This window comes from Halorubrum ejinorense, from assembly GCF_055389685.1.
In genome coordinates this window covers 1,185,486-1,203,174 of record NZ_AP043777.1, presented here as the reverse complement: position 1 = coordinate 1,203,174, position 17,689 = coordinate 1,185,486, and the positions used below count along the sequence as shown (strand labels likewise).

General features: G+C 67.6%; 18 protein-coding genes. 13 read left to right on the top strand and 5 right to left on the bottom strand.

What is annotated here, in order from left to right; all coding sequences use genetic code 11:
* Positions 1 to 20 precede the first annotated feature (20 nt).
* From secF to ACZ5KW_RS07055, 4 genes are all read left to right on the top strand, one after another.
* Positions 21 to 905, top strand: coding sequence for a protein translocase subunit SecF (gene secF / locus ACZ5KW_RS07070; RefSeq protein ID WP_343779973.1), 885 nt, complete (start codon positions 21 to 23; stop codon positions 903 to 905).
* Complete coding sequence (locus ACZ5KW_RS07065; RefSeq protein ID WP_343779971.1) at positions 905 to 2,497, top strand: preprotein translocase subunit SecD; 1,593 nt, start codon at positions 905 to 907, stop codon at positions 2,495 to 2,497. The genes secF and ACZ5KW_RS07065 overlap by 1 nt, the downstream gene beginning before the upstream one ends.
* Positions 2,498 to 2,697: 200 nt before the next feature.
* Complete coding sequence (locus ACZ5KW_RS07060; RefSeq protein WP_343779969.1) at positions 2,698 to 3,402, top strand: metal-dependent transcriptional regulator; 705 nt, start codon at positions 2,698 to 2,700, stop codon at positions 3,400 to 3,402.
* Positions 3,399 to 4,100: a TMEM165/GDT1 family protein gene (locus ACZ5KW_RS07055; RefSeq protein WP_343779967.1), complete on the top strand. Its 702-nt coding sequence runs from the start codon at positions 3,399 to 3,401 to the stop codon at positions 4,098 to 4,100. Before ACZ5KW_RS07060 ends, ACZ5KW_RS07055 begins: the two co-directional genes overlap by 4 nt.
* A gap of 4 nt (positions 4,101 to 4,104) precedes the next feature.
* On the opposite strand, the gene rnhB is transcribed toward ACZ5KW_RS07055, so the two are convergent.
* The 3 genes from rnhB to ACZ5KW_RS07040 form a co-directional block, all read right to left on the bottom strand.
* Entirely contained in the window at positions 4,105 to 4,812 is a 708-nt protein-coding gene (rnhB, locus tag ACZ5KW_RS07050) for a ribonuclease HII (protein ID WP_343779965.1), read from the bottom strand.
* A gap of 53 nt (positions 4,813 to 4,865) precedes the next feature.
* Complete coding sequence (locus tag ACZ5KW_RS07045; protein WP_343779963.1) at positions 4,866 to 5,237, bottom strand: 30S ribosomal protein S8e; 372 nt, start codon at positions 5,235 to 5,237, stop codon at positions 4,866 to 4,868.
* An 82-nt stretch (positions 5,238 to 5,319) separates the two neighbouring features.
* Positions 5,320 to 6,957 carry a potassium channel family protein gene (locus tag ACZ5KW_RS07040; protein WP_343779961.1) on the bottom strand — a complete coding sequence of 546 codons (1,638 nt, stop codon included), beginning with the start codon at positions 6,955 to 6,957 and terminating at the stop codon, positions 5,320 to 5,322.
* 150 nt (positions 6,958 to 7,107) lie between these two features.
* Between ACZ5KW_RS07040 and ACZ5KW_RS07035 the strand changes: the two genes are divergently transcribed.
* The 4 genes from ACZ5KW_RS07035 to ACZ5KW_RS07020 all read left to right on the top strand — a co-directional run bounded on the left by ACZ5KW_RS07035 (position 7,108) and on the right by ACZ5KW_RS07020 (position 9,214).
* On the top strand, positions 7,108 to 7,506 hold the full coding sequence (locus ACZ5KW_RS07035; protein ID WP_343779959.1) for an ArsR/SmtB family transcription factor: 399 nt from the start codon (positions 7,108 to 7,110) through the stop codon (positions 7,504 to 7,506).
* Positions 7,503 to 7,781: a DUF7521 family protein gene (locus ACZ5KW_RS07030; RefSeq protein ID WP_343779958.1), complete on the top strand. Its 279-nt coding sequence runs from the start codon at positions 7,503 to 7,505 to the stop codon at positions 7,779 to 7,781. Before ACZ5KW_RS07035 ends, ACZ5KW_RS07030 begins: the two co-directional genes overlap by 4 nt.
* A 103-nt stretch (positions 7,782 to 7,884) precedes the next feature.
* Entirely contained in the window at positions 7,885 to 8,586 is a 702-nt protein-coding gene (locus ACZ5KW_RS07025) for a helix-turn-helix domain-containing protein (protein ID WP_343779956.1), read from the top strand.
* A gap of 82 nt (positions 8,587 to 8,668) precedes the next feature.
* Complete coding sequence (locus tag ACZ5KW_RS07020; RefSeq protein ID WP_343779954.1) at positions 8,669 to 9,214, top strand: DUF1684 domain-containing protein; 546 nt, start codon at positions 8,669 to 8,671, stop codon at positions 9,212 to 9,214.
* 109 nt (positions 9,215 to 9,323) lie between these two features.
* Here the strand turns inward: ACZ5KW_RS07020 and dpsA are convergent, their stop codons facing one another.
* Positions 9,324 to 9,872 (bottom strand): DNA starvation/stationary phase protection protein DpsA, encoded by a 549-nt coding sequence (dpsA, locus tag ACZ5KW_RS07015; protein WP_343779953.1) that lies wholly within the window; start codon positions 9,870 to 9,872, stop codon positions 9,324 to 9,326.
* Positions 9,873 to 9,954: 82 nt separating this feature from the next.
* Positions 9,955 to 10,827: a carbon-nitrogen hydrolase family protein gene (locus tag ACZ5KW_RS07010; RefSeq protein ID WP_343779952.1), complete on the bottom strand. Its 873-nt coding sequence runs from the start codon at positions 10,825 to 10,827 to the stop codon at positions 9,955 to 9,957.
* A 242-nt stretch (positions 10,828 to 11,069) separates the two neighbouring features.
* On the opposite strand from ACZ5KW_RS07010, the gene ACZ5KW_RS07005 reads away from it, so the two are divergent.
* The 5 genes from ACZ5KW_RS07005 to ACZ5KW_RS06985 all read left to right on the top strand — a co-directional run bounded on the left by ACZ5KW_RS07005 (position 11,070) and on the right by ACZ5KW_RS06985 (position 17,586).
* Positions 11,070 to 13,064: an ABC transporter substrate-binding protein gene (locus tag ACZ5KW_RS07005; protein ID WP_343779951.1), complete on the top strand. Its 1,995-nt coding sequence runs from the start codon at positions 11,070 to 11,072 to the stop codon at positions 13,062 to 13,064.
* An 81-nt stretch (positions 13,065 to 13,145) separates the two neighbouring features.
* The gene (locus ACZ5KW_RS07000; protein WP_343779950.1) at positions 13,146 to 14,102 is read left to right on the top strand and encodes an ABC transporter permease; all 957 of its coding nucleotides are present in this window, start codon (positions 13,146 to 13,148) and stop codon (positions 14,100 to 14,102) included.
* On the top strand, positions 14,095 to 15,147 hold the full coding sequence (locus ACZ5KW_RS06995; protein WP_343779949.1) for an ABC transporter permease: 1,053 nt from the start codon (positions 14,095 to 14,097) through the stop codon (positions 15,145 to 15,147). Before ACZ5KW_RS07000 ends, ACZ5KW_RS06995 begins: the two co-directional genes overlap by 8 nt.
* On the top strand, positions 15,147 to 16,223 hold the full coding sequence (locus ACZ5KW_RS06990; protein WP_343779947.1) for an ABC transporter ATP-binding protein: 1,077 nt from the start codon (positions 15,147 to 15,149) through the stop codon (positions 16,221 to 16,223). The genes ACZ5KW_RS06995 and ACZ5KW_RS06990 overlap by 1 nt, the downstream gene beginning before the upstream one ends.
* Positions 16,216 to 17,586, top strand: coding sequence for an ABC transporter ATP-binding protein (locus tag ACZ5KW_RS06985; protein ID WP_371152498.1), 1,371 nt, complete (start codon positions 16,216 to 16,218; stop codon positions 17,584 to 17,586). Before ACZ5KW_RS06990 ends, ACZ5KW_RS06985 begins: the two co-directional genes overlap by 8 nt.
* The last annotated feature ends 103 nt before the right edge of the window (positions 17,587 to 17,689 follow it).

Genomic DNA, 17,689 nt, shown 5'->3' with positions numbered 1-17,689 from the left:
CCGCGGAGGAACCGGTATTTATGGTATCGATCGAGGTGCCGGAGGTCAACTACACCGACTACTCGAACCGGCAGCTTGCGGCGGTGCCGCTCGCGTTTCTGGTCCTCGCGTTGGCGATCATCGGCGGCTGGTTCGTGGCCACCGGTGCGCCGGCGAATCCCGGGCTGGAGTTCACGGGCGGGGTCGAACTGCGCGTCGCGGACGACACGAACGAGGACGTCGAACAACGCATCCGGGCGGCGTTCGACCGGGAGCCTGACTCGATCCAGACGATCCCCGGCGACGACGTCGTCGTGGTGACGTTCCGGGCGGCCAATGACGATCCCGAGGGACTGGCGAACGACTTACAGGACCAAGCGGACGAGGCGGGGTTGACGACGACCGCGGTCGACCAGGTGTCGCCGAGCTTCGCGAGCGACACCGCACGGACCGCGGTGTTCGGCGTGTTGCTCGCGTTCCTCGGCATGAGCGTCCTCGTGTTCGCACTGTTCCGGACGTTCATTCCGTCGTTGGCGGTCGTCGCGTCCGCGTTCTCCGACCTACTGATACCGGTCGCAGCGATGAATCTACTCGGTATCCAGATGACGCTCGGAACGGTCGCGGCGCTTCTGATGATCATCGGGTACAGCGTCGACTCGGACATCCTGCTGAACGACTCGGTGCTGCGCCGTACCGGCGGGTTCTACGAGTCGGTGAGCCGCGCGATGCGGACCGGCGTGACGATGACGCTCACCTCCATCGCGGCCATGGTCGTGATGGCGGTCGTCGCCTCGGTGTTCGGGCTCGGACTGCTCCGTGACATCGGGATCATCCTCTCCGTCGGACTGTGTGCCGACCTCATGAACACGTATCTAATGAACGTCTCACTGCTTCGCTGGTACAAGTTCGAGGGGGTGAACCGGTAATGCTCGAACCGATCAAGAACAACTGGCGGATCCTGCTGCTCGTCGTCGTCGTGATCGGGTCGTCGGTGGCGCTGTTCGCGCCCGGGTTCGGCCCGGAGCCGGCGCCGGGCGAGAACGCGAGCGAGGCCCAACAGGGGATCACGAACCTCCAGTACGGCCTCGATCTGGCCGGCGGGACGCGCGTCCGAGCGCCGCTGTCGGGGTACACCGCCACTGAAGTCGCGTTGGGCGGGGACCAACCCGGGGCGGTCGCGGAGGCGGTCGCGGCCGAACTCGACAACGCCTCGACGCGTGACGTCGGGGTCGTCCCGGAGGAGAGCGCGGTGGAGGTCACGGAGCCGTCCGTGACCGAGGCGCAGTTCCGGCAGGCGATGGACGCCTCCGGCTACGAGTACGAAGAGATTCGGTCGGGCGTCACCCAGCAGACGCGCGACGCGACGATGAACATCATCCAAGGGAAGATCAACGAGGCCGGCCTCTCGGGCGGGAGCGTCCAACAGGTCGAGTCGCTCAGCGGCGAGTACTTCATCCTCGTCGAGGTGCCGGGCGAGGGTCGCCAGAACGTGATCGACCTCCTCGAAGAGCGCGGGACCGTCCGGATCGACATCGCGTACCCCGACGGGAACGGAACCGCGGTCCAAGAGGGCGCGTTGATCCAGGACGACTTCGAGCAGATCGGGACCGCGAGCCAGCGGGAGCGAGGCACCGGGGCGTACGTCCCGGTCACCGTTCGTAACACCGCCGAAAACGGCCAGTCGCCGGCTCACTCCTTCCAAGACGCCGTCGCACAGCGCGGCTTCCAGGACGCGTACGAGACGCAGGCCGACCGCTGCGGGTACAACGCGGAGACCGGCGAGATCGAGAACTCGAACCCGTGCCTCCTGCTCGTCGTGGACGGCGAGGTCGTCAACTCCTTCGGAATGGACCCGGGGCTCGCGGACAGCATGGCGGGCGGCTCGTGGGCGGACACCGGTAACTTCCGGCTCACGACCGGCGAGTTCTCCGAGGCGCAGACCATCTCGCTGAACCTCCGCGCCGGCGCGCTCCCGGCCGACCTCGACATCAGCGGCGAGGGAACGTCCTCGTCCATCTCGGCCGCGCAGGGCGAGAACTTCCGGACGTACTCGCTCATCATCGGAGTGCTCTCCGTGTTCGCCGTCGCGGGGATGGTGTTCCTCCGCTACCGCGAACCGCGCGTCGCGCTGCCGATGATCCTCACGGCGCTGGCGGAGGTGTACGCGCTGCTCGGATTCGCGGCGCTGTTAGGGTACCCGCTCGAACTCGCGGTGATAGCCGGTTTCATCGCGGTCGTCGGGACCGGCGTCGACGACCTCGTCATCATCGCCGACCAGGTGATGAGCGAGGGCGACGTGAACTCCCAGACGGTGTTCGACTCGCGGTTCCGCCAGGCGTTCTGGGTCATCGGCGCGGCCGCGGCCACGACGATCATCGCGATGTCGCCGCTGATGGTGCTCTCGCTCGGCGACCTCTCCGGGTTCGCCATCTTCACGATCCTCGGCGTGCTGGTCGGCGTGTTGATCACTCGGCCGGCGTACGGGGACATCCTGCGGCGGCTGCTGACGGTTCGGTGATCCGAACCGCCGACTGACGGGCCGGCGGTTCGCGCCGCCGATCGAGGGTCACGCCGCCGCTACACCGATATCGATCAGGAATCTCGCCTGACGGGCGCGGAAATGACCGTTCGTTCGATCGACCGACCCGGTGAGCGCGCTCCGTCTCGGTTTAGCTATCAATCCGTCAAACTATTACTTTAGACCGGTCAAAAGCGGGTATGCCCACCGACGCAGTCGAAGATTATCTCAAGGCGATCTACCGGATCGAATCGCGGGGCGGGCCCCCCGTTTCGACCTCGCAGATCGCGGAGGCGCTCGATAAGACTCCCGCCACCGTCACCAGCATGATCGAGACGCTCTCCGACCGCGGGCTGCTCTCCAGGGAGAAGTACAAGGGCGTCGAACTCACGCCCGCGGGCGAGGTCGCAGCGCTGGAGGTCGTGCGGCGGCACCGGCTCATCGAGGCGTTCCTCGCCGAGCAGTTGGACTACGAGGCGACCGAGGTCCACGACGAGGCCGACGCGCTCGAACACCACGTCAGCGAGGAGTTCACCCGCCGGGTCGAGCGGGTCCTCGACTACCCCGCCGCCGACCCGCACGGCGATCCGATTCCGCCGGCGGACCTGTCGACGCCCGAGAGCACCGGGACGACCCTCGTCGCGGCGTTAGAGCCCGGCGAGCACGGGACGGTCATTCGCGTCAGCGACCGCGACCCGGACGTGTTGGAGTTCCTCGTCGACGCGGGCATCACGCCGGGGACGACCGTCGAAGTCGTCGACGTCACGTCGTTCGGGCTGGTCACCGTCAGAACGGACGACGGAGCGGAACACGGTCTGCCCGAGGCGGTCGCCGACCGCGTGTACGTGCGCCGCGGGGCGGACTCGGTGGGACCGACCGACGAGCAGGAGGCGAGTGACGCATGACGGGCTACTTCGAGATCGTCGTCGTCGCGTTCATCGCACAGCTGACGGTGTTACCGGGCGAGAAGGTCCAGTTGATGATCGCCGGGCTCTCGACGAAGTACGACCCGAAGATCGTCGTCGCCGCCGCCGGGACCGCGTTCGCGGGCTGGACAGCGGTCGAGATCGCGGTGGGAGAGGCCCTCCAGTCGGCGCTCCCCCCGCTCGCGTTAAACGCGGTCACCGCGGTGTTGTTCTTCACCTTCGCGGTGTTGCTGTACCGTTCCGCGCCGGAGCGGGGGACGAGCATGGAGGCGGAGCGTACCGACGGCGGGACGGCCCGGTTCGACGACCTCTCGCTTCCCGGTCCGCTCTCGCGGTACTCGGGGTCGCTCGGCGGCTTCCTGCCCATCTTCGCGCTCACCGCGACCGGGGAGTTCGGTGACAAGACACAGCTCGTCACGATCGGCTTGGCGGCCCAGTACGGCGCGACCTCCGCGATCTGGGCCGGCGAGATGCTCGCGATCATCCCGGTGAGCATCGCGAACGCCTACTTCTTCCACAAGTTCGCCGGGCGAGTCGACATGCGGCTCGCCCACCTCGGCTCGGCGCTGCTTTTCGCCTTCTTCGGCGCGGACACCGTCCTCGCGATCACGACCGGGTTCTCCGTCTGGGAGACGCTGGTCGGCGCGGTCGGCGGCCTCGTCGCCGGACTGGTCTAACGGGTCAGAACTCGTCGAGCGCCGACTGTTCGGCGGCCGCGAGCACGTCTTCGCAGGTGGCCCACGACGTTCGCGCACAGTCCGGGAGCGTCCCGTGGTCGGCGACGTACGCGGCGAGGAACCGCCGGGTGGACGGGTCGCTGGGGTAGCCGCTGCCGAGGTCGTCGTAGTCGGGGTACGCGGCGTCGACGCCGGCCATCCGATCGTCGCGGGCCGCCTTGGCGACGACGCTGGCAGCCCCGACGACCGGATCGTCCCCGTCGGCGCCGTGTGCGGCCGTCACGTCGACGGGCGGGAGTGGGTCGGCGTCCTCCGCGGACGCCTCGCCCGCGGCGACGAACTCGCCGAGTCGCCGCGCGAACCGCTCCTCGCTGGTGTCGCCGGCGTCGGCGACGACGCGGATCGGCTCGTCGACCCCCGCCGCGAGCGCGTCGGCGAGCGCGGCCCGGACCGCCCGGGCCTGTCCGCGAACGGTCAGCGTGTTCATGTCGGTGTCCGGGCGGTCGATCTCGGCCGGCTCGACGAACGCGACGCCGACCGCCACGCGGGCGTCCTCGTCGAACGCCGCCGCCATCGACTCGCGTCTGTCCGGCGCGACCCGTTTCGAGTCGTCCACGTCGGCCGGGAGGCTCGTCGGATCGGCGAGCACCGCCGCCGCGACCATCGGTCCGAGCGCGGGGCCTTTGCCGGCTTCGTCGACGCCGAGGTACACGCGTCGGTGGTGGGGCGGCGGGGAGAAATACCTTCAGAAAGGCTGCGGCGAACTCAGTCGAGCAGGACCGCGTTGACCTGACCGGTCTGGCCGGGTCGGGAAGTGACGCGCGCGCGGCCGGCCGACGTCTCGATGATAGCGCCCTTCGTGATGATGTTTCGGCGGACGTAGTTGACGTTCGCCGGGTTGTCGATGACGTTCTCGATCTCGGCTTCGCTGATGTCGCCGTCGGCGGCGACCTGCGCGACGTTCGTCGAGAGCGCGCGGACCTTCTTCTCCGTGCCGCGGGAGTCGATGTACTGGAGTCGCGTCTCGCCGACCGTCGTCTCTGCGGGCTCGCGACCGAGCTGATGGCGCTTCTTGTTCGAGGCGTGCTTGAGTCGGCCGCCGGTGCGCTTGCGTGCGGAGCGTCCCTGATCTTTCATACGGGTACGAACAGCCAGCGAATACTTGAAGCGTTCGACTCGTCGCGGCGGGCTCGGCGGGACGAGCGGGTCTCGACGGAGCTCAGGCGAACGCGCGCTCGAACGCGCGGACGCCCTCGTCGGTGCCGGCGACGATGAGTTCGTCACCCCGCTCGATCCGCGTCTCCGGCCCCACGTCGGTGATGACCTCGTCGCCGCGCTCGATGGCGATGACGGTACAGCCGGTGGTCTCGCGGACGGCCGCCTCCCCGACTGTCCGGCCGACCAGCGTCGGCGTCTCGCTCCTGACGACCTCGACGTGCGTATCGAGCGAGAGCACGTCCCGGTCCGTGAGGACCGCCGACGCGGACATCCGGCCGGTCACCAGGGAGAGCGATAGGACGTAGTCCGCGCCCGCTCGGTGCATCTTCGGCACGCTCTCGGGCTCTTCGACCCGCGCGAGCAGTTCGACGTTCGGCGCCTGGTCGCGGACCACGAGCGTCGCGTACTCGGCGGTCGCGTCGTCGGGCAGGGCGAGGACGACGGTCCGGGCGTCGGCGACGCCGGCCTCCCGCAGCGTCTCCGGATCGGTCGCGTCACCGACCACGTCGACGGCCTCGTCGTCCTCCCGGTCGACGACGGTCACGGGGAGATCCGCGCCCTCGAGGGCGTCCGCGACGGTCTTCCCGACCTGTCCGTGGCCGACGACGACCGTCTCGCCCGCGCCGAACCGACGGGCCGCCGAGTTGGTCATGTCGACGAGCCGCTCCACCTGGTCCTCCGTTCCCGAGACGAGCAGGACGGTGCCGGCCGACAGCGTCGCGTCCGGCGGCGGCGCCGCCTCGAACGACCCGTTGAACCACGCGCCGATCACGTCGACGCCGGTCCGTTCGCCGATCCGACTGCCCGCGAGCGTCGACCCGGCGAGCCCGCTCCCGTGGTGGACCGACACCTCCGCGATCCGGTGGGTGTCGCCGATCGCGACCGCCTCGTCGAGGTCGGTCCGCACCGCCGTCGTCACCTTCGAGGCGAGGCTCTCGCCCAACAGCGACCGCGGCGAGAGCACCTCGTCGGCCCCGGCGAGACGGTGGTACCGCTCGCGCTCCGGGTCCTCGACGATGCTTATCGCCTTGACGTCGAGCGAGAGCTCCTTGGCCGCGAGGATGATGCTGGCGTCGACGCGGTCGGAGACGTCGGTCACGAGGGCGCGGGCGGCGCCGAGCCGCGCGCTTTCGAGCCCTGCGGTCGTCTCCGGGTCGGCGCGGACCACCTCGTGACCCGCCTCGTACAGCGCCAGCGCCCGGTCCGGGTCGGGCTCGACCACCACGTACGGGACCGACTCCGACGCGAACTCGGTGAGGAGCGCGTCGGAGCGCGTGGTGTCGGAACAGACCACGACGTGGTCCTCCAGTTCCGTTTCGAGCGCTCGCGGGACGGTCGTCGCAAAGGCGGACTCGAGGAGCGGCGTGGCGACGACCGGGAGCGCGCCGATCAGCAGCATCATGCCGACCAGGTCCATAACGGCGATGAACGCGTGCATCTGTTGGCTCTGCCAGTCGGCCGAGTCCCCCCCGAAGCCGGTCGTGGTGAACATCTCGATCGCGAACTGGAACGACTCGATCAGGGTTCGCGGGTCGTTCTCGTACACCCGCATCCCCCACCGATAGGCGAGCGCGGTGAACACGAGCACGACGGCGACGAACCCGACGTATCCGCCGACGCGACGCTTCCACGTGTCCATTGACCGCCGGTACGCCGGCGCCACACAAAAACGGGTGGACTCGCAGTGCTAACACGCACCGAGTCCGGCGCTCGACAGTCGGACGATCGGAGCGGCCGGGTCTCGGGCCGAAGTTCGATGGTTTAAGTCCCGGGGGCCGAACGGTCACGCATGGTGCGGGACCCGTCGCGAGACCCGGATCCGCCGTCGGTCGACGAGGTGCTCGACGCGCTGGCCGACGACGCGGCCCGTCGGATCGTCGCGGCGCTCACCGAGCCGATGACCGCGAGCGAGCTCTCCGAGGAGTGCGACATCCCCCTGTCGACGACCTACCGGAAGCTGGAGAAGCTCACCGACGCCTCCCTGCTCTCTGAGTCGACCGACATCCGCAGGGACGGGCAACACACGACGCGGTATTCGGTGTCGTTCGACGCCGTCACCGTCTCGGTCGACGACGGCGCCGACGGCGACGAGGACCGCCGCGAGTTCGACGTGGAGTTCTCCCGACCGGATCGGACGCGAGACGAGCGACTGGCCGACCTGTGGTCGGAGCTACGAGAGGAAACATGAACCCGTACATCGACCTGACGATCATCGTCGCAAAGACCGCCATCCTGGTGCTCGGTGGCAGCATCACCTACTACGCGCTCCGCGCGTACGACCGGACCGGAGACCGGTCGCTCCGAGAGCTCGGCGTCGGCTTCGGCGTCGTCACCGTCGGCGCGCTGCTGGGCGGCGTCTCCCACCAGATCATCGGCGCCGACCTCGCGGTCGGTATCGCCATCGACGGGCTCCTCACGGCCGTCGGCTTCGCCGTCATCGTCTACTCGCTGTACCTGGAGTGACGCTCGATTCGAAGACGGGCCGCGACCGGCGTCCGATGACCCGGTCGATGTCGACAAGTGACGAACGGTACCCTTTTGCGGCGCTCGGTCCTCGATTCGGGGTATGAGCGACGCACGAGAGGAGCTCTCCCGCCGGATCGCCGGCGAGATAACGCTGAGCGACGACCCGGGCGCGACGCTCCGGAAGTGGCGGACCGACTTCGACGTCTCCCAGACGGAGCTCGCCGACCAGCTCGGCGTCTCCTCCTCGGTCGTCTCCGACTACGAGAGCGGTCGCCGCGAGAGCCCGGGTATCGGCGTCGTCCGCCGTACCGTCGAGGGGCTCCTCGACATCGACGAGCGGCGCGGCGGCGGTCGCCTCCGCCAGCACGCCCGGGTGCTCTCGGCCGGGTTCGAGAGCGACATCGTCCACGACCTCCGCGAGTACTCGACGGCGGTCCCCCTAGAGGAGTTCTACGAGGCGATGGGCGCGACGGAGATCGTGCGCGGCGACCACGACCACGTCAACGGTCACACGGTGATCGACTCGATACAGGCGATCACGCGGCTGTCGAGCGAGGAGTTCTACCGCCTGTACGGACAGTCGACGAACCGCGCGCTCGTGTTCACGCGGGTCACCCGCGGCGAGTCCCCGCTCGTGGCGCTGCGGGTCGTGAGCCCGACCCCGAACGCGGTCGTGCTCCACGGCATCGAGGACGGCGCCCTGTGGGACCACGCGGCCGACCTCGCACGCGTCGACGGCGTCTCGCTGGCCACGTCGAACCGTGACCTCGACGACTGCCTCGCGGACCTCCAGGCGCTGTGAGCGGCCGGCCGACGCCGCCAGTCGGCTGCGGTCGGCCGGCCGAACCGCGAGCCTGAAACGGCCGGCGGCCGTCGAGTGGCCCATGACCGACGACTACGCCGAGCGGCTCCGCGCGAACCGCCGAGAGAAGGACGAGTTCTTCGCCGAACACCAGCAGTCGCCGATCCCGCCGGAGCAGCGCGACGCGTTCGAGGGGCTCGACTACTTCCCGCCGAACCCGGACTACCGCGTCGACGCGACCGTCACCGTCCACGACGAGCCCGACCCGGTCGAGATGGAGACGACCGCGAGCAACCCGGTGCGGTACCTCCGGGCCGTCACCTTCGCGTTCGAGATCGGCGGCGAGGAACACGCGCTCGCGGGGTACCGACAGGAGGGCGACGACGGCGCGCTGTTCGTCCCCTTCCGCGACAAGACGACCGGCCAGCAGTCGTACCGTCAGGGCCGGTACATGGAGCTGGCGCCCGACCGAGATCTCGGCGACGGCGACGAGGTCACCGTCGACTTCAACCTCGCGTACAACCCCTTCTGCGCGTACAGCGAGACGTTCTCCTGTCCGCTGCCGCCCGAGGAGAACTGGCTGGAAATCGCGATTCCGGCCGGAGAGCGGGCACCGTCGCTCGACTGATCTGAGGCTAGGGGAAGCGGACGCCGGAGAGCGATCGCTGTGCGGGTGCGGTTCGAAAGAAGTCGGACTCGGACGCTGGGCGTCCCGAAAGCGGTCCGTCGCGGTCGGCTTACTCGAGCGTCTCGCTCGTGACGAGCGTGTCGTCCTCGAGGTAGTGCTCGAGGTGGTGGCCGTGTTCCTCGACGTCTTCGAGGATGTCGCGGAGCTGCTCTTCGGTGTTGTAGTCGCCGAGGTTGTTCGCGAGCTGGATGTGCTCGCGGAGCTGCTCTGTGATGTCGCCGAACATCTCGAGGTCGTGTTCCAGCGACGTCCGGATGTCGTAGGCGTCGGCGTCCTCGGGAGTCACGGGGGCGTGTTCCTCGTAGTTCGCGCCGCCGGAGAGCGGCACGCCGCCGAGCGCCTGCGCTCGCTCCGCGAGCACGTCCGCCCCCTCTTCGAGGTCACCGGCGACCTCGCCGAGGTACTCGTGGATGCCGAGGAACTCGGCGCCCTCGACGAGCCAGTGGTGCTTCTTGACCTGGTGGTAGAGGACGTACGTCGCCGCGAGGTCGCTGTTGAGCGCGTCGACGAGCTGTTCCGCCTTCTCCTCGGGGACGCGGAGCGCTTCGCTCTCGTGGACGTCGCCGTATCGCTGACGGGCCTGCTTCTGGGTACTCATTTCAATTGTACATACGCGCGCGACCTACTTAATGCTTCCCACTGAGAAAACTACTCTTTCACATTAGCAAAATTATTTTCTGCTATTCGTCGACGACCCCGACGAGGTCGCGCTGTGCGGCCAGCGTGTCGCGGTCGAGCGTCGCGGTCAGGGTCGTCGCCTCCCGGTCGAGTTCGGTCGCGACCGCGCCGTCCGGTCGTGCGACGAGGGATCCGCCGGCGTACGTCGCCTCGTCGGCCGCGCGCTCGCCGCCCGCGGTCCCGGTGCGGCCGGCGCCGACGACCCACCTGACGCCGTCGAGCGCGCGAGCGCGGCACAGGAGCCGCCAGTTCGCGGCGTGGTCGGCGGGCCACGCCCCGACCACGACGAGGGCGTCGACGGCGCGGTCGGCGAACCACGCGCTCTCCGCGACGAAGTTGAGGTCGTAGCAGGTCAGGAGTCCGGCCGAGCCGACGGGCGCCTCGACGACGACGCGGTCGCTGCCGGGCGTCAGCAGCTCACCCTCCGCGTCCCACAGGTGTCGCTTGCGGTAGACGGAGAAACCGGTGTTCGGGCCGTTCGCGTCGGGGGTCCGCGCGTCGGTCGCGCCTCCGCCGACGCCGTCGGTCGAAACGCCGTCGTGAGGTGCGTGGTTCGGCGGCGGAACGTACGCGCTCGCGTTGTACACCGCGTCGCCGTCGCGCTCGGCGTAGCCGGCGACCACCGCGGCGCTCGCTACGTCCGCGATCTCGTCGAGGTAATCCCGCGCTTCGTCGCGCGATAGCGCGGCGTCGCGGATTCTGTCATCCGGCGCGAAGCCCGTGAGCGCGTACTCGGGGAAGACCGCGAGGTCCACCGCGGCCGGCAGCTCGGCAGCCCTCCTCCGGAGGCGCTCGACGTTCGATCGAACGTGGAGATCGTCGACGGAGATCTGGGGGACCGCGACGGTCGGGTTGACGGGGGAGAGATCGGACACGGATACAGCATCACGCTCCATGAATAAAACGAACGGTGCGACGGCTCGCGGCGTAGAATCGCTCACGCCGTTTGTGTGGATTCATGATAGTTTGTGTGGTAACATTTGCCCGTGCGCCGGTGACATACGCTATAAGGATGAAAAGAACCGTTCTTCCCAGACAAACGTTTGAAAATCTGATACGGACTTGACGACCGGGGGTTTCGTAAGTTATTATAGTGTTTGGTTGTTGGATGTCTAGTATGCCAAGCAGGCACGAACCATCCGACGCAGGCAGTCAGCTCAATCGCCGGAACGTTCTCGTGACGATCGGCGCGGCAGGAAGCGCCGGTCTCGCGGGGTGTAGCGGTAACGGCGGAGACGGCGGAGATGGCGGCGACGGCGGCGACGGCGGAGACGGCGGAGACGGCTCCGACGGCCTCTTCCCGCTCGACGTCCGGCTGGAGACGAACGCGGGCAACGACGACCGCGTCCAGCTCCTCGAACTCATCGCCGAGTCGATGAGCCAGACGGAGTACTTCAACACCTCCATCGAGACGTTCGAGTGGAACACGTACGTCGGCCGCGTCCTCGACCCCGAGTATCAGAACAACGGCTACGTTCCGTGTATCGGCCTGTCCGGCACGTTCAATCCGGGGAGCTTCTGTAACGCGCTCCACTACTCCGAGAACCAGGGCGCCTGTTGTAACCTCAACGGGATCGACGACCCCGAGCTCGACGAGATGATCGACGCCGCGCGGTACGGGCCGGAGGTCGCCGGCGACTCCGAGCTCCGCGGCGAGCGCTACGACGAGGTCTGGAACTACCTCGCCGAGGAGCGATACAGCTCCATCACGCACTTCGGGCTCAACAGCGCGGTGACCAGCACCGACATCCACGGCTACTCCATCTTCCCGTTCACCGAGGGGACGTTCAGCTACGCGATGTACGCCCCGCAGGACGAGCAGGTCATGTGGATCGACCGCGAGAACACTGCGGCCGGCGACAGCGAGCTCGGTGACCTCGTCGAAGGGGGTACGCTCGCCGGCGCCCTCTCCGCGAACCCCGAGTCGTTCGACCCGCCGCACAGCAGCGACACGACCTCGACGATCGCGCAGAACTTCATCTTCGAGGGCCTCACCACGAGCGACGAGGAGGGGAACGTCTACCCGTGGCTCGCCGAGAGCTACGAGCTGCTCGACGCGACCGACGTGGACGTGACCGCGTACGCCGACTACATGAGCACGGCCGGCACCACCGAGGAGGGCGCCGTCGACACCGAAGAGCAGGTCATCATCCAGCACCCCGAGGACAACCCGGCCGAGGACGACGAGGTCCGCGTGCTGCTCCCCGACGACGCCGTCGAGGCGGCGCAGGACGGCACCTACGGGATGCAGTACCGGTACAACCTGCGTGAGGGCGTCGAGTTCCACAACGGCGACGAGCTCACGGCGTCGGACGTCGTCGCGACCTACGAGTACGCCGAGAACTCCGTGGTCGCCCCGCAGACGTTCGACTCCGTCCTCGCCGTCGTCGAAGTCGACGAGTACACGGTCGACATCTACGCGCAGATCGCCGACGCGGAGGCCGAGCGCCTCCTGCCCAGTCTGTTGATTCTCAACGAGAACCAGATATCCGACGTCGACAAGGGCAGCCTCGACCCCCGCGAGGGCAACCAGCCCGTCGGGACGGGCCCGTACGAGTTCACCGAGTTCGAAGACGAGCAGTACTACGAGGTCAACAAGTTCGGTAACTACTGGCTCGAGAACGTCGGCGTCAGCGAGGCGTTCAGCTGGTTCGACGGTCCCTCGGAGTTCCCCGACGGTCCCGTCATCGACGCGTTCGAGCTCCAGATCGTCTCGGACAACTCCACGCGCTCCGCCGCGCTCCAGAACGGCGAAATCGACATGACCTACGGTCTCAACTCGGGGACGCTCGCAGACTTCGACGAGTCCGAGGACTTCCTGCTGGACTCCGTCGAGGCCGGCGGGTACACGTACATCCAGTACCCGGTCAACATCGAGCCGTTCGACGACAAGCGCGTCCGCCAAGCGATCAACCACTTGGTCCCGCGGGAACGCATCGTCGAGAACGTCCTGAGCGGCTTCGGGAGCCCGGCGTTCACCGACATCCCGCAGCTCGCCCGCGGTTCGGGAACGGCGGACTACGAGGAACTCCTGAGCGAAGTGAAGCCGACCAACGAGTACGACCCCGAACGCGCCGTCGAGCTGCTCGAAGAAGTCGCCGCCGAGCAGTAACGGTCCCTCCGGACCGGGTTTCGTTCCCACACGCACACACCACTACTCACAACTGATGACTATCACGGTACCTCAGCGACGATGAGCCTCCAACGTTTCATAGTGAAACGCGCACTGTCGATAATCCCGATTATGTTCGGGGTCTCGGTGATCACTTTCGGGCTGTTCCACCTCACGCCCGGTGACCCGGTCACGCGGCTGGTCGCCTTGAACCCGGACGTCACAGCCGCCGAGAAGGCGGCACTCCGGGCGCGCTGGGGCCTCGACGGCCCCGTCTGGGTCCAGTACTACGACTGGATCACCAACGTCCTCGTCGGCGACTTCGGGCAGGAGCTGCGGACCGGTCGCGCAGTCTCGGACATCGTCTGGCGGCGACTTCCCGAAACCATCGCACTCGGTCTGTTCGGCTGGGCGTTCGCGCTGATCATCGCGATCCCGGCCGGTATCTACGCCGCGGTCAACAAAGACCAGATCGGCGACACGATCAGCCGCTTCCTCGCGCTCTCGGGGATTTCGATCCCGAACTTCTGGCTCGGGCTGATGCTGATCCTGATATTCTCCCTGTACCTCGGACTGTTCCCGGTGTTGGCCCCCTCGGGCGTCCCGCTGTACCACCCGAGTATGCTCTGGTACCTGATCTTGCCGGGCATCACGATCGGGACCGCATCTGCCGCGAGCATCATGCGCGTCATGCGGACCTCGATGACCGAAGAGCTGAACAAAGAGTACGTGACCGCGGCCCGCGCGAAGGGGCTACCGGAGCGGACCGTGATCTTGAAACACGTACTGCGGAACTCGCTCATCTCGGTCGTCACCTTGGCGGCGACGCTCACCGCGTCCATCGTCGCGGGCTCGGTCGTCGTCGAGGTCGTCTTCAACTGGCCGGGACTCGGCCGTGAGTTCATTAACGCGATCAACGCACGCGAGATCAACGTGGTGATGGCGATCACGTTGTTCACCGGCTTCTTCGTGATCCTCGCGAACTTCGTCGCGGACATCGTGTACGCGGCGCTCGACCCACGGATTCGATATGACTGACGAACGACAACATCACAGCGATCGCGGTCGCATCCGGGTCTCCGGGTTCGACTCCGAGCGCGTCACGGAACGCGAACCGCTCTCCAACTGGACCGACGACACGGGCGGCGAGACCGTCGGGCGGTGGCGGCGCGGTCTCCGTCGGTTCACCCGGAACCGATCGGCGATGGGGGCGCTGGTGATCGTCGTCCTGATGGCGCTCGCCGCGTTCTTCGCGCGTCCCATCGAAGTCGCCGGGGTCGTCGTCCAGCCGTTCTCGCTGGCGCCGTACGACCCGACGACGATCCTCTATCTCCAGGACCCGAGCGTGGACGTCTACGGCCCGCCGTCGTGGGACTACCCGATGGGGATCGACGGCTCGGGCCGGGACCTGTTCTCCCGCATGCTCGTCGGCGGCCGGTACAGCATTTCGATCGGGTTCATCGTGGTCGGACTGACGGCCTCGTTCGGCCTCATCTACGGCGCCGTCTCCGGCTACTACGGGGGTAACGTCGACGAACTGATGATGCGGATCGTCGACACGATCTACGCGTTCCCCGGTCTCGTGTTGGCGCTCATCATCGTCGCCATCCTCGGCGGCGGCTACTGGCAGCTCGTGCTGGCGTTCAGCCTGTTCGGCTGGGCCGGCTACGGCCGGCTCGTCCGCGGTGAGGTGCTACAGATCAAGGAGAACGAGTACGTGTTGGCGGCGAAGGCGCTCGGCGCGCGCGACCGATCGGTCGTGTTCAGACACATCGCGCCGAACGCGATGCCGCCGCTCGTCGTGTTGGCCTCGCTCAACATCGGTAGCGTCGTGATCGGCGTCGCGGCGCTCGGGTTCCTCGGGCTCGGTCTGGCGCCGAGCACGGCCGAGTGGGGAACGATGCTCGACGCGACTCGCGAGACGCTCATCCAGGGTCCCGGCGGACGGATCCCCTGGTGGGCGACGGTGTACCCCGGCGCCGCCATCTTCATCTTCGTGATGGCGATGAACATGATCGGCGACGGGATCAACGACGCGCTCGACGCCCAGCAGACCGGCGTCGGTCGCGGAGGTGAAGAGTAATGGCACTTCTCGAAATCAACGATCTGACGGTTAGATTCTACACGCAGGAAGGCGTCGTCACCGCCGTCGACAACCTCTCGTACCGTATCGAGAGCGGCGAGAAATTCGGAGTCGTCGGCGAGAGCGGAGCCGGAAAGAGCGTCACCGCGCTCTCTGTGCTCCGGCTCATCGAGAGCCCCGGTCAGATCGAGAGCGGGGAGATCCTCTTCAAAGGCGAGGACCTCCTCGAGATGTCCGAATCGGAGATCCGCTCGATCCGGGGCAACGAGATCGCGATGATCTTCCAGGACGCACAGACCGCCCTCAACCCGGTGTACACCGTGGGAGGGCAGATATCCGAAGCGATCGAACACCATCTGGACTACTCCTCCGAGGAGGCGCGCGAGCGGACGATCCAGCTGCTCGACCGCGTCGGGATCCCGGAGGCGGAGACGCGCTTTTCGGACTATCCGCACGAGTTCTCCGGCGGGATGCAACAGCGGGCGATCATCGCGATGGCGCTGTCGTGTGACCCGGACCTGATCGTCGCCGACGAGCCGACGACCGCGCTCGACGTCACGATCGAGGCCCAGATCCTCGACGAACTGCGCGAGCTCGCCGACGAGTTCGACACGGCCGTCCAGCTCATCACGCACGACCTCGGCGTCATCGCCGAGGTCTGTGACCGCGTGATGGTGATGTACGCCGGCAAGGCGGTCGAGAAGGCCTCGGCCGAGGAGCTCTACTACGACCCGAAACACCCGTACACGGTCGGACTGATGAGTTCGATCCCGCGTGTGGGCGACGAGCGGGACCGTCTCCAGACGATTCCCGGCACGATGCCGGACCTCGTCGAACTCCCCTCGGGGTGTAGCTTCCACCCGCGGTGTCCGTTCGCGGAGGAGGCGTGTACCCGTAGCGAACCGGCGCTGACGGACGTCGAGACCGGTACCGAGGCCACGCTCGACACCGAGCACGCCGCGGCGTGTCTGGAGTACACGGAGGGGCTCTCGCAGGGGCTCACCTACTCCGTCGACGTCGACGGGCCGACGAACGACACCGTCGAGCGGTACACCGGGGGTGGGGCCGGTGAGTGAGTCCGAGCCCATCCTCCGCGTCGAGGGGTTAGAGAAGTACTACGAGTCAAGCAGCGGATTCGTCGACACCCTGCTCGGCCGCTCGCAGCCGGTGAAGGCCGTCGACGGCGTCGACCTGACGCTCCACGAGGGCGAGACGCTCGGCGTCGTCGGGGAGTCCGGCTGCGGGAAGACGACGCTCGGTCGGAGCATGCTCCGACTGATCGAGCCCACCGGCGGGTCCGTCTACTACAAGGGACAGGACCTGACGGAGCTGTCGAGCTCGGATCTGCGGTCGCTGCGCACTGACATCCAGTACATCTTTCAGGACCCGTTCTCCAGCCTGAACCCGCGGCTGACCGTCGGTGACATCATCGGCGAGCCCCTGGACATCCACGGCATCGCGGAGGGCAAAGAGCGGACCGAGCAGATCTACGAGCTGTTAGAGACCGTCGGGCTGAACCCCAGCCACGCGAACCGCTACCCGCACGAGTTCTCCGGCGGTCAGCGCCAGCGGATCGGCATCGCCCGTGCGCTCGCGGTCGATCCGGAAGTGATCGTCTGCGACGAGCCCGTGTCGGCGCTCGACGTGAGCGTCCAAGCGCAGATCCTCAACCTCTTGGAGGACCTCCAAGACGAGTTCGGGCTCTCGTACGTGTTCATCGCACACGACCTCAGCGTCGTCGAACACATCTCCGACCGCATCGCGGTGATGTACCTCGGCGAGGTCGCCGAGGTCGGCGCGACTGGGGACGTGTTCGAGCCGCCGTATCACCCCTACTCGGAGGCACTGCTCTCGGCGATTCCGGAGCCGGACCCCCTGTGGGACAGCGAGCAGATCTTCCTCTCGGGGACGGTTCCCTCGCCGATTAATCCGCCGTCCGGCTGTCGGTTCCACACGCGGTGTCCGCAGGTCATCCCCGACGAGGAGTACGACCTCTCACAGGAGGTCTGGCGCTCGGTGATGGACATGAAGCTCCGCACGCGGCAGGCGGACTCGGTGGAGTCGGTCACCGCGGAGCTCGACTCGGAGATCGACGGGGACCGATCGGATCCCGCCGAGGCGTCGATAGACGTCTTCGACCGCATGGTCCGCAAGGAGTTCGACCTGCCGGAGGAGCTGTCGGACCCGGCGGCGGAGTCCGTCGTCACCGAGGCGATCGGCACGCTCCAGGAGGGCCGGATCGACGCGGCCGGGAGCGCGCTCGAAGAGGCGTTCACCTCGCCGTGTTCCCAACATCACCCGACGGGTTACACCGTCGGAGACGGGCACGAGATCGCGTGCCTCCGCTTCGACGAGGGCTTCGACGAGGAGGCGAACGCGTTCCACGCCGACGCCCCGCCGGCCGACGGCGAGGCCGACCGCGGCCGGGCGGACGACTGATCGGCGGTGTCACTCGCCGGGCGGCGCCCGCCCGGCCGATCCGACTTCGGTGACGGCTCTCCCCGGGCATAACACTTTATCGGCGCCCTCGCGTACGGAGGGT

Excerpts from the sequence above, each read along its gene's own strand:
- ACZ5KW_RS07045 (WP_343779963.1), bottom strand. The coding sequence starts at position 5,237 with ATGAAAGATCAGGGACGCTCCGCACGCAAGCGCACCGGCGGCCGACTC.
- ACZ5KW_RS07035 (WP_343779959.1), top strand. The coding sequence starts at position 7,108 with ATGGTGCGGGACCCGTCGCGAGACCCGGATCCGCCGTCGGTCGACGAG.
- ACZ5KW_RS07005 (WP_343779951.1), top strand. The coding sequence starts at position 11,070 with ATGCCAAGCAGGCACGAACCATCCGACGCAGGCAGTCAGCTCAATCGC.
- ACZ5KW_RS07000 (WP_343779950.1), top strand. The coding sequence starts at position 13,146 with ATGAGCCTCCAACGTTTCATAGTGAAACGCGCACTGTCGATAATCCCG.
- ACZ5KW_RS07020 (WP_343779954.1), top strand. The coding sequence starts at position 8,669 with ATGACCGACGACTACGCCGAGCGGCTCCGCGCGAACCGCCGAGAGAAG.
- secF (WP_343779973.1), top strand. The coding sequence starts at position 21 with ATGGTATCGATCGAGGTGCCGGAGGTCAACTACACCGACTACTCGAAC.
- ACZ5KW_RS06995 (WP_343779949.1), top strand. The coding sequence starts at position 14,095 with ATGACTGACGAACGACAACATCACAGCGATCGCGGTCGCATCCGGGTC.
- dpsA (WP_343779953.1), bottom strand. The coding sequence starts at position 9,872 with ATGAGTACCCAGAAGCAGGCCCGTCAGCGATACGGCGACGTCCACGAG.
- ACZ5KW_RS07030 (WP_343779958.1), top strand. The coding sequence starts at position 7,503 with ATGAACCCGTACATCGACCTGACGATCATCGTCGCAAAGACCGCCATC.
- ACZ5KW_RS07025 (WP_343779956.1), top strand. The coding sequence starts at position 7,885 with ATGAGCGACGCACGAGAGGAGCTCTCCCGCCGGATCGCCGGCGAGATA.
- ACZ5KW_RS06990 (WP_343779947.1), top strand. The coding sequence starts at position 15,147 with ATGGCACTTCTCGAAATCAACGATCTGACGGTTAGATTCTACACGCAG.
- ACZ5KW_RS07065 (WP_343779971.1), top strand. The coding sequence starts at position 905 with ATGCTCGAACCGATCAAGAACAACTGGCGGATCCTGCTGCTCGTCGTC.
- ACZ5KW_RS07055 (WP_343779967.1), top strand. The coding sequence starts at position 3,399 with ATGACGGGCTACTTCGAGATCGTCGTCGTCGCGTTCATCGCACAGCTG.
- ACZ5KW_RS07060 (WP_343779969.1), top strand. The coding sequence starts at position 2,698 with ATGCCCACCGACGCAGTCGAAGATTATCTCAAGGCGATCTACCGGATC.
- ACZ5KW_RS07040 (WP_343779961.1), bottom strand. The coding sequence starts at position 6,957 with ATGGACACGTGGAAGCGTCGCGTCGGCGGATACGTCGGGTTCGTCGCC.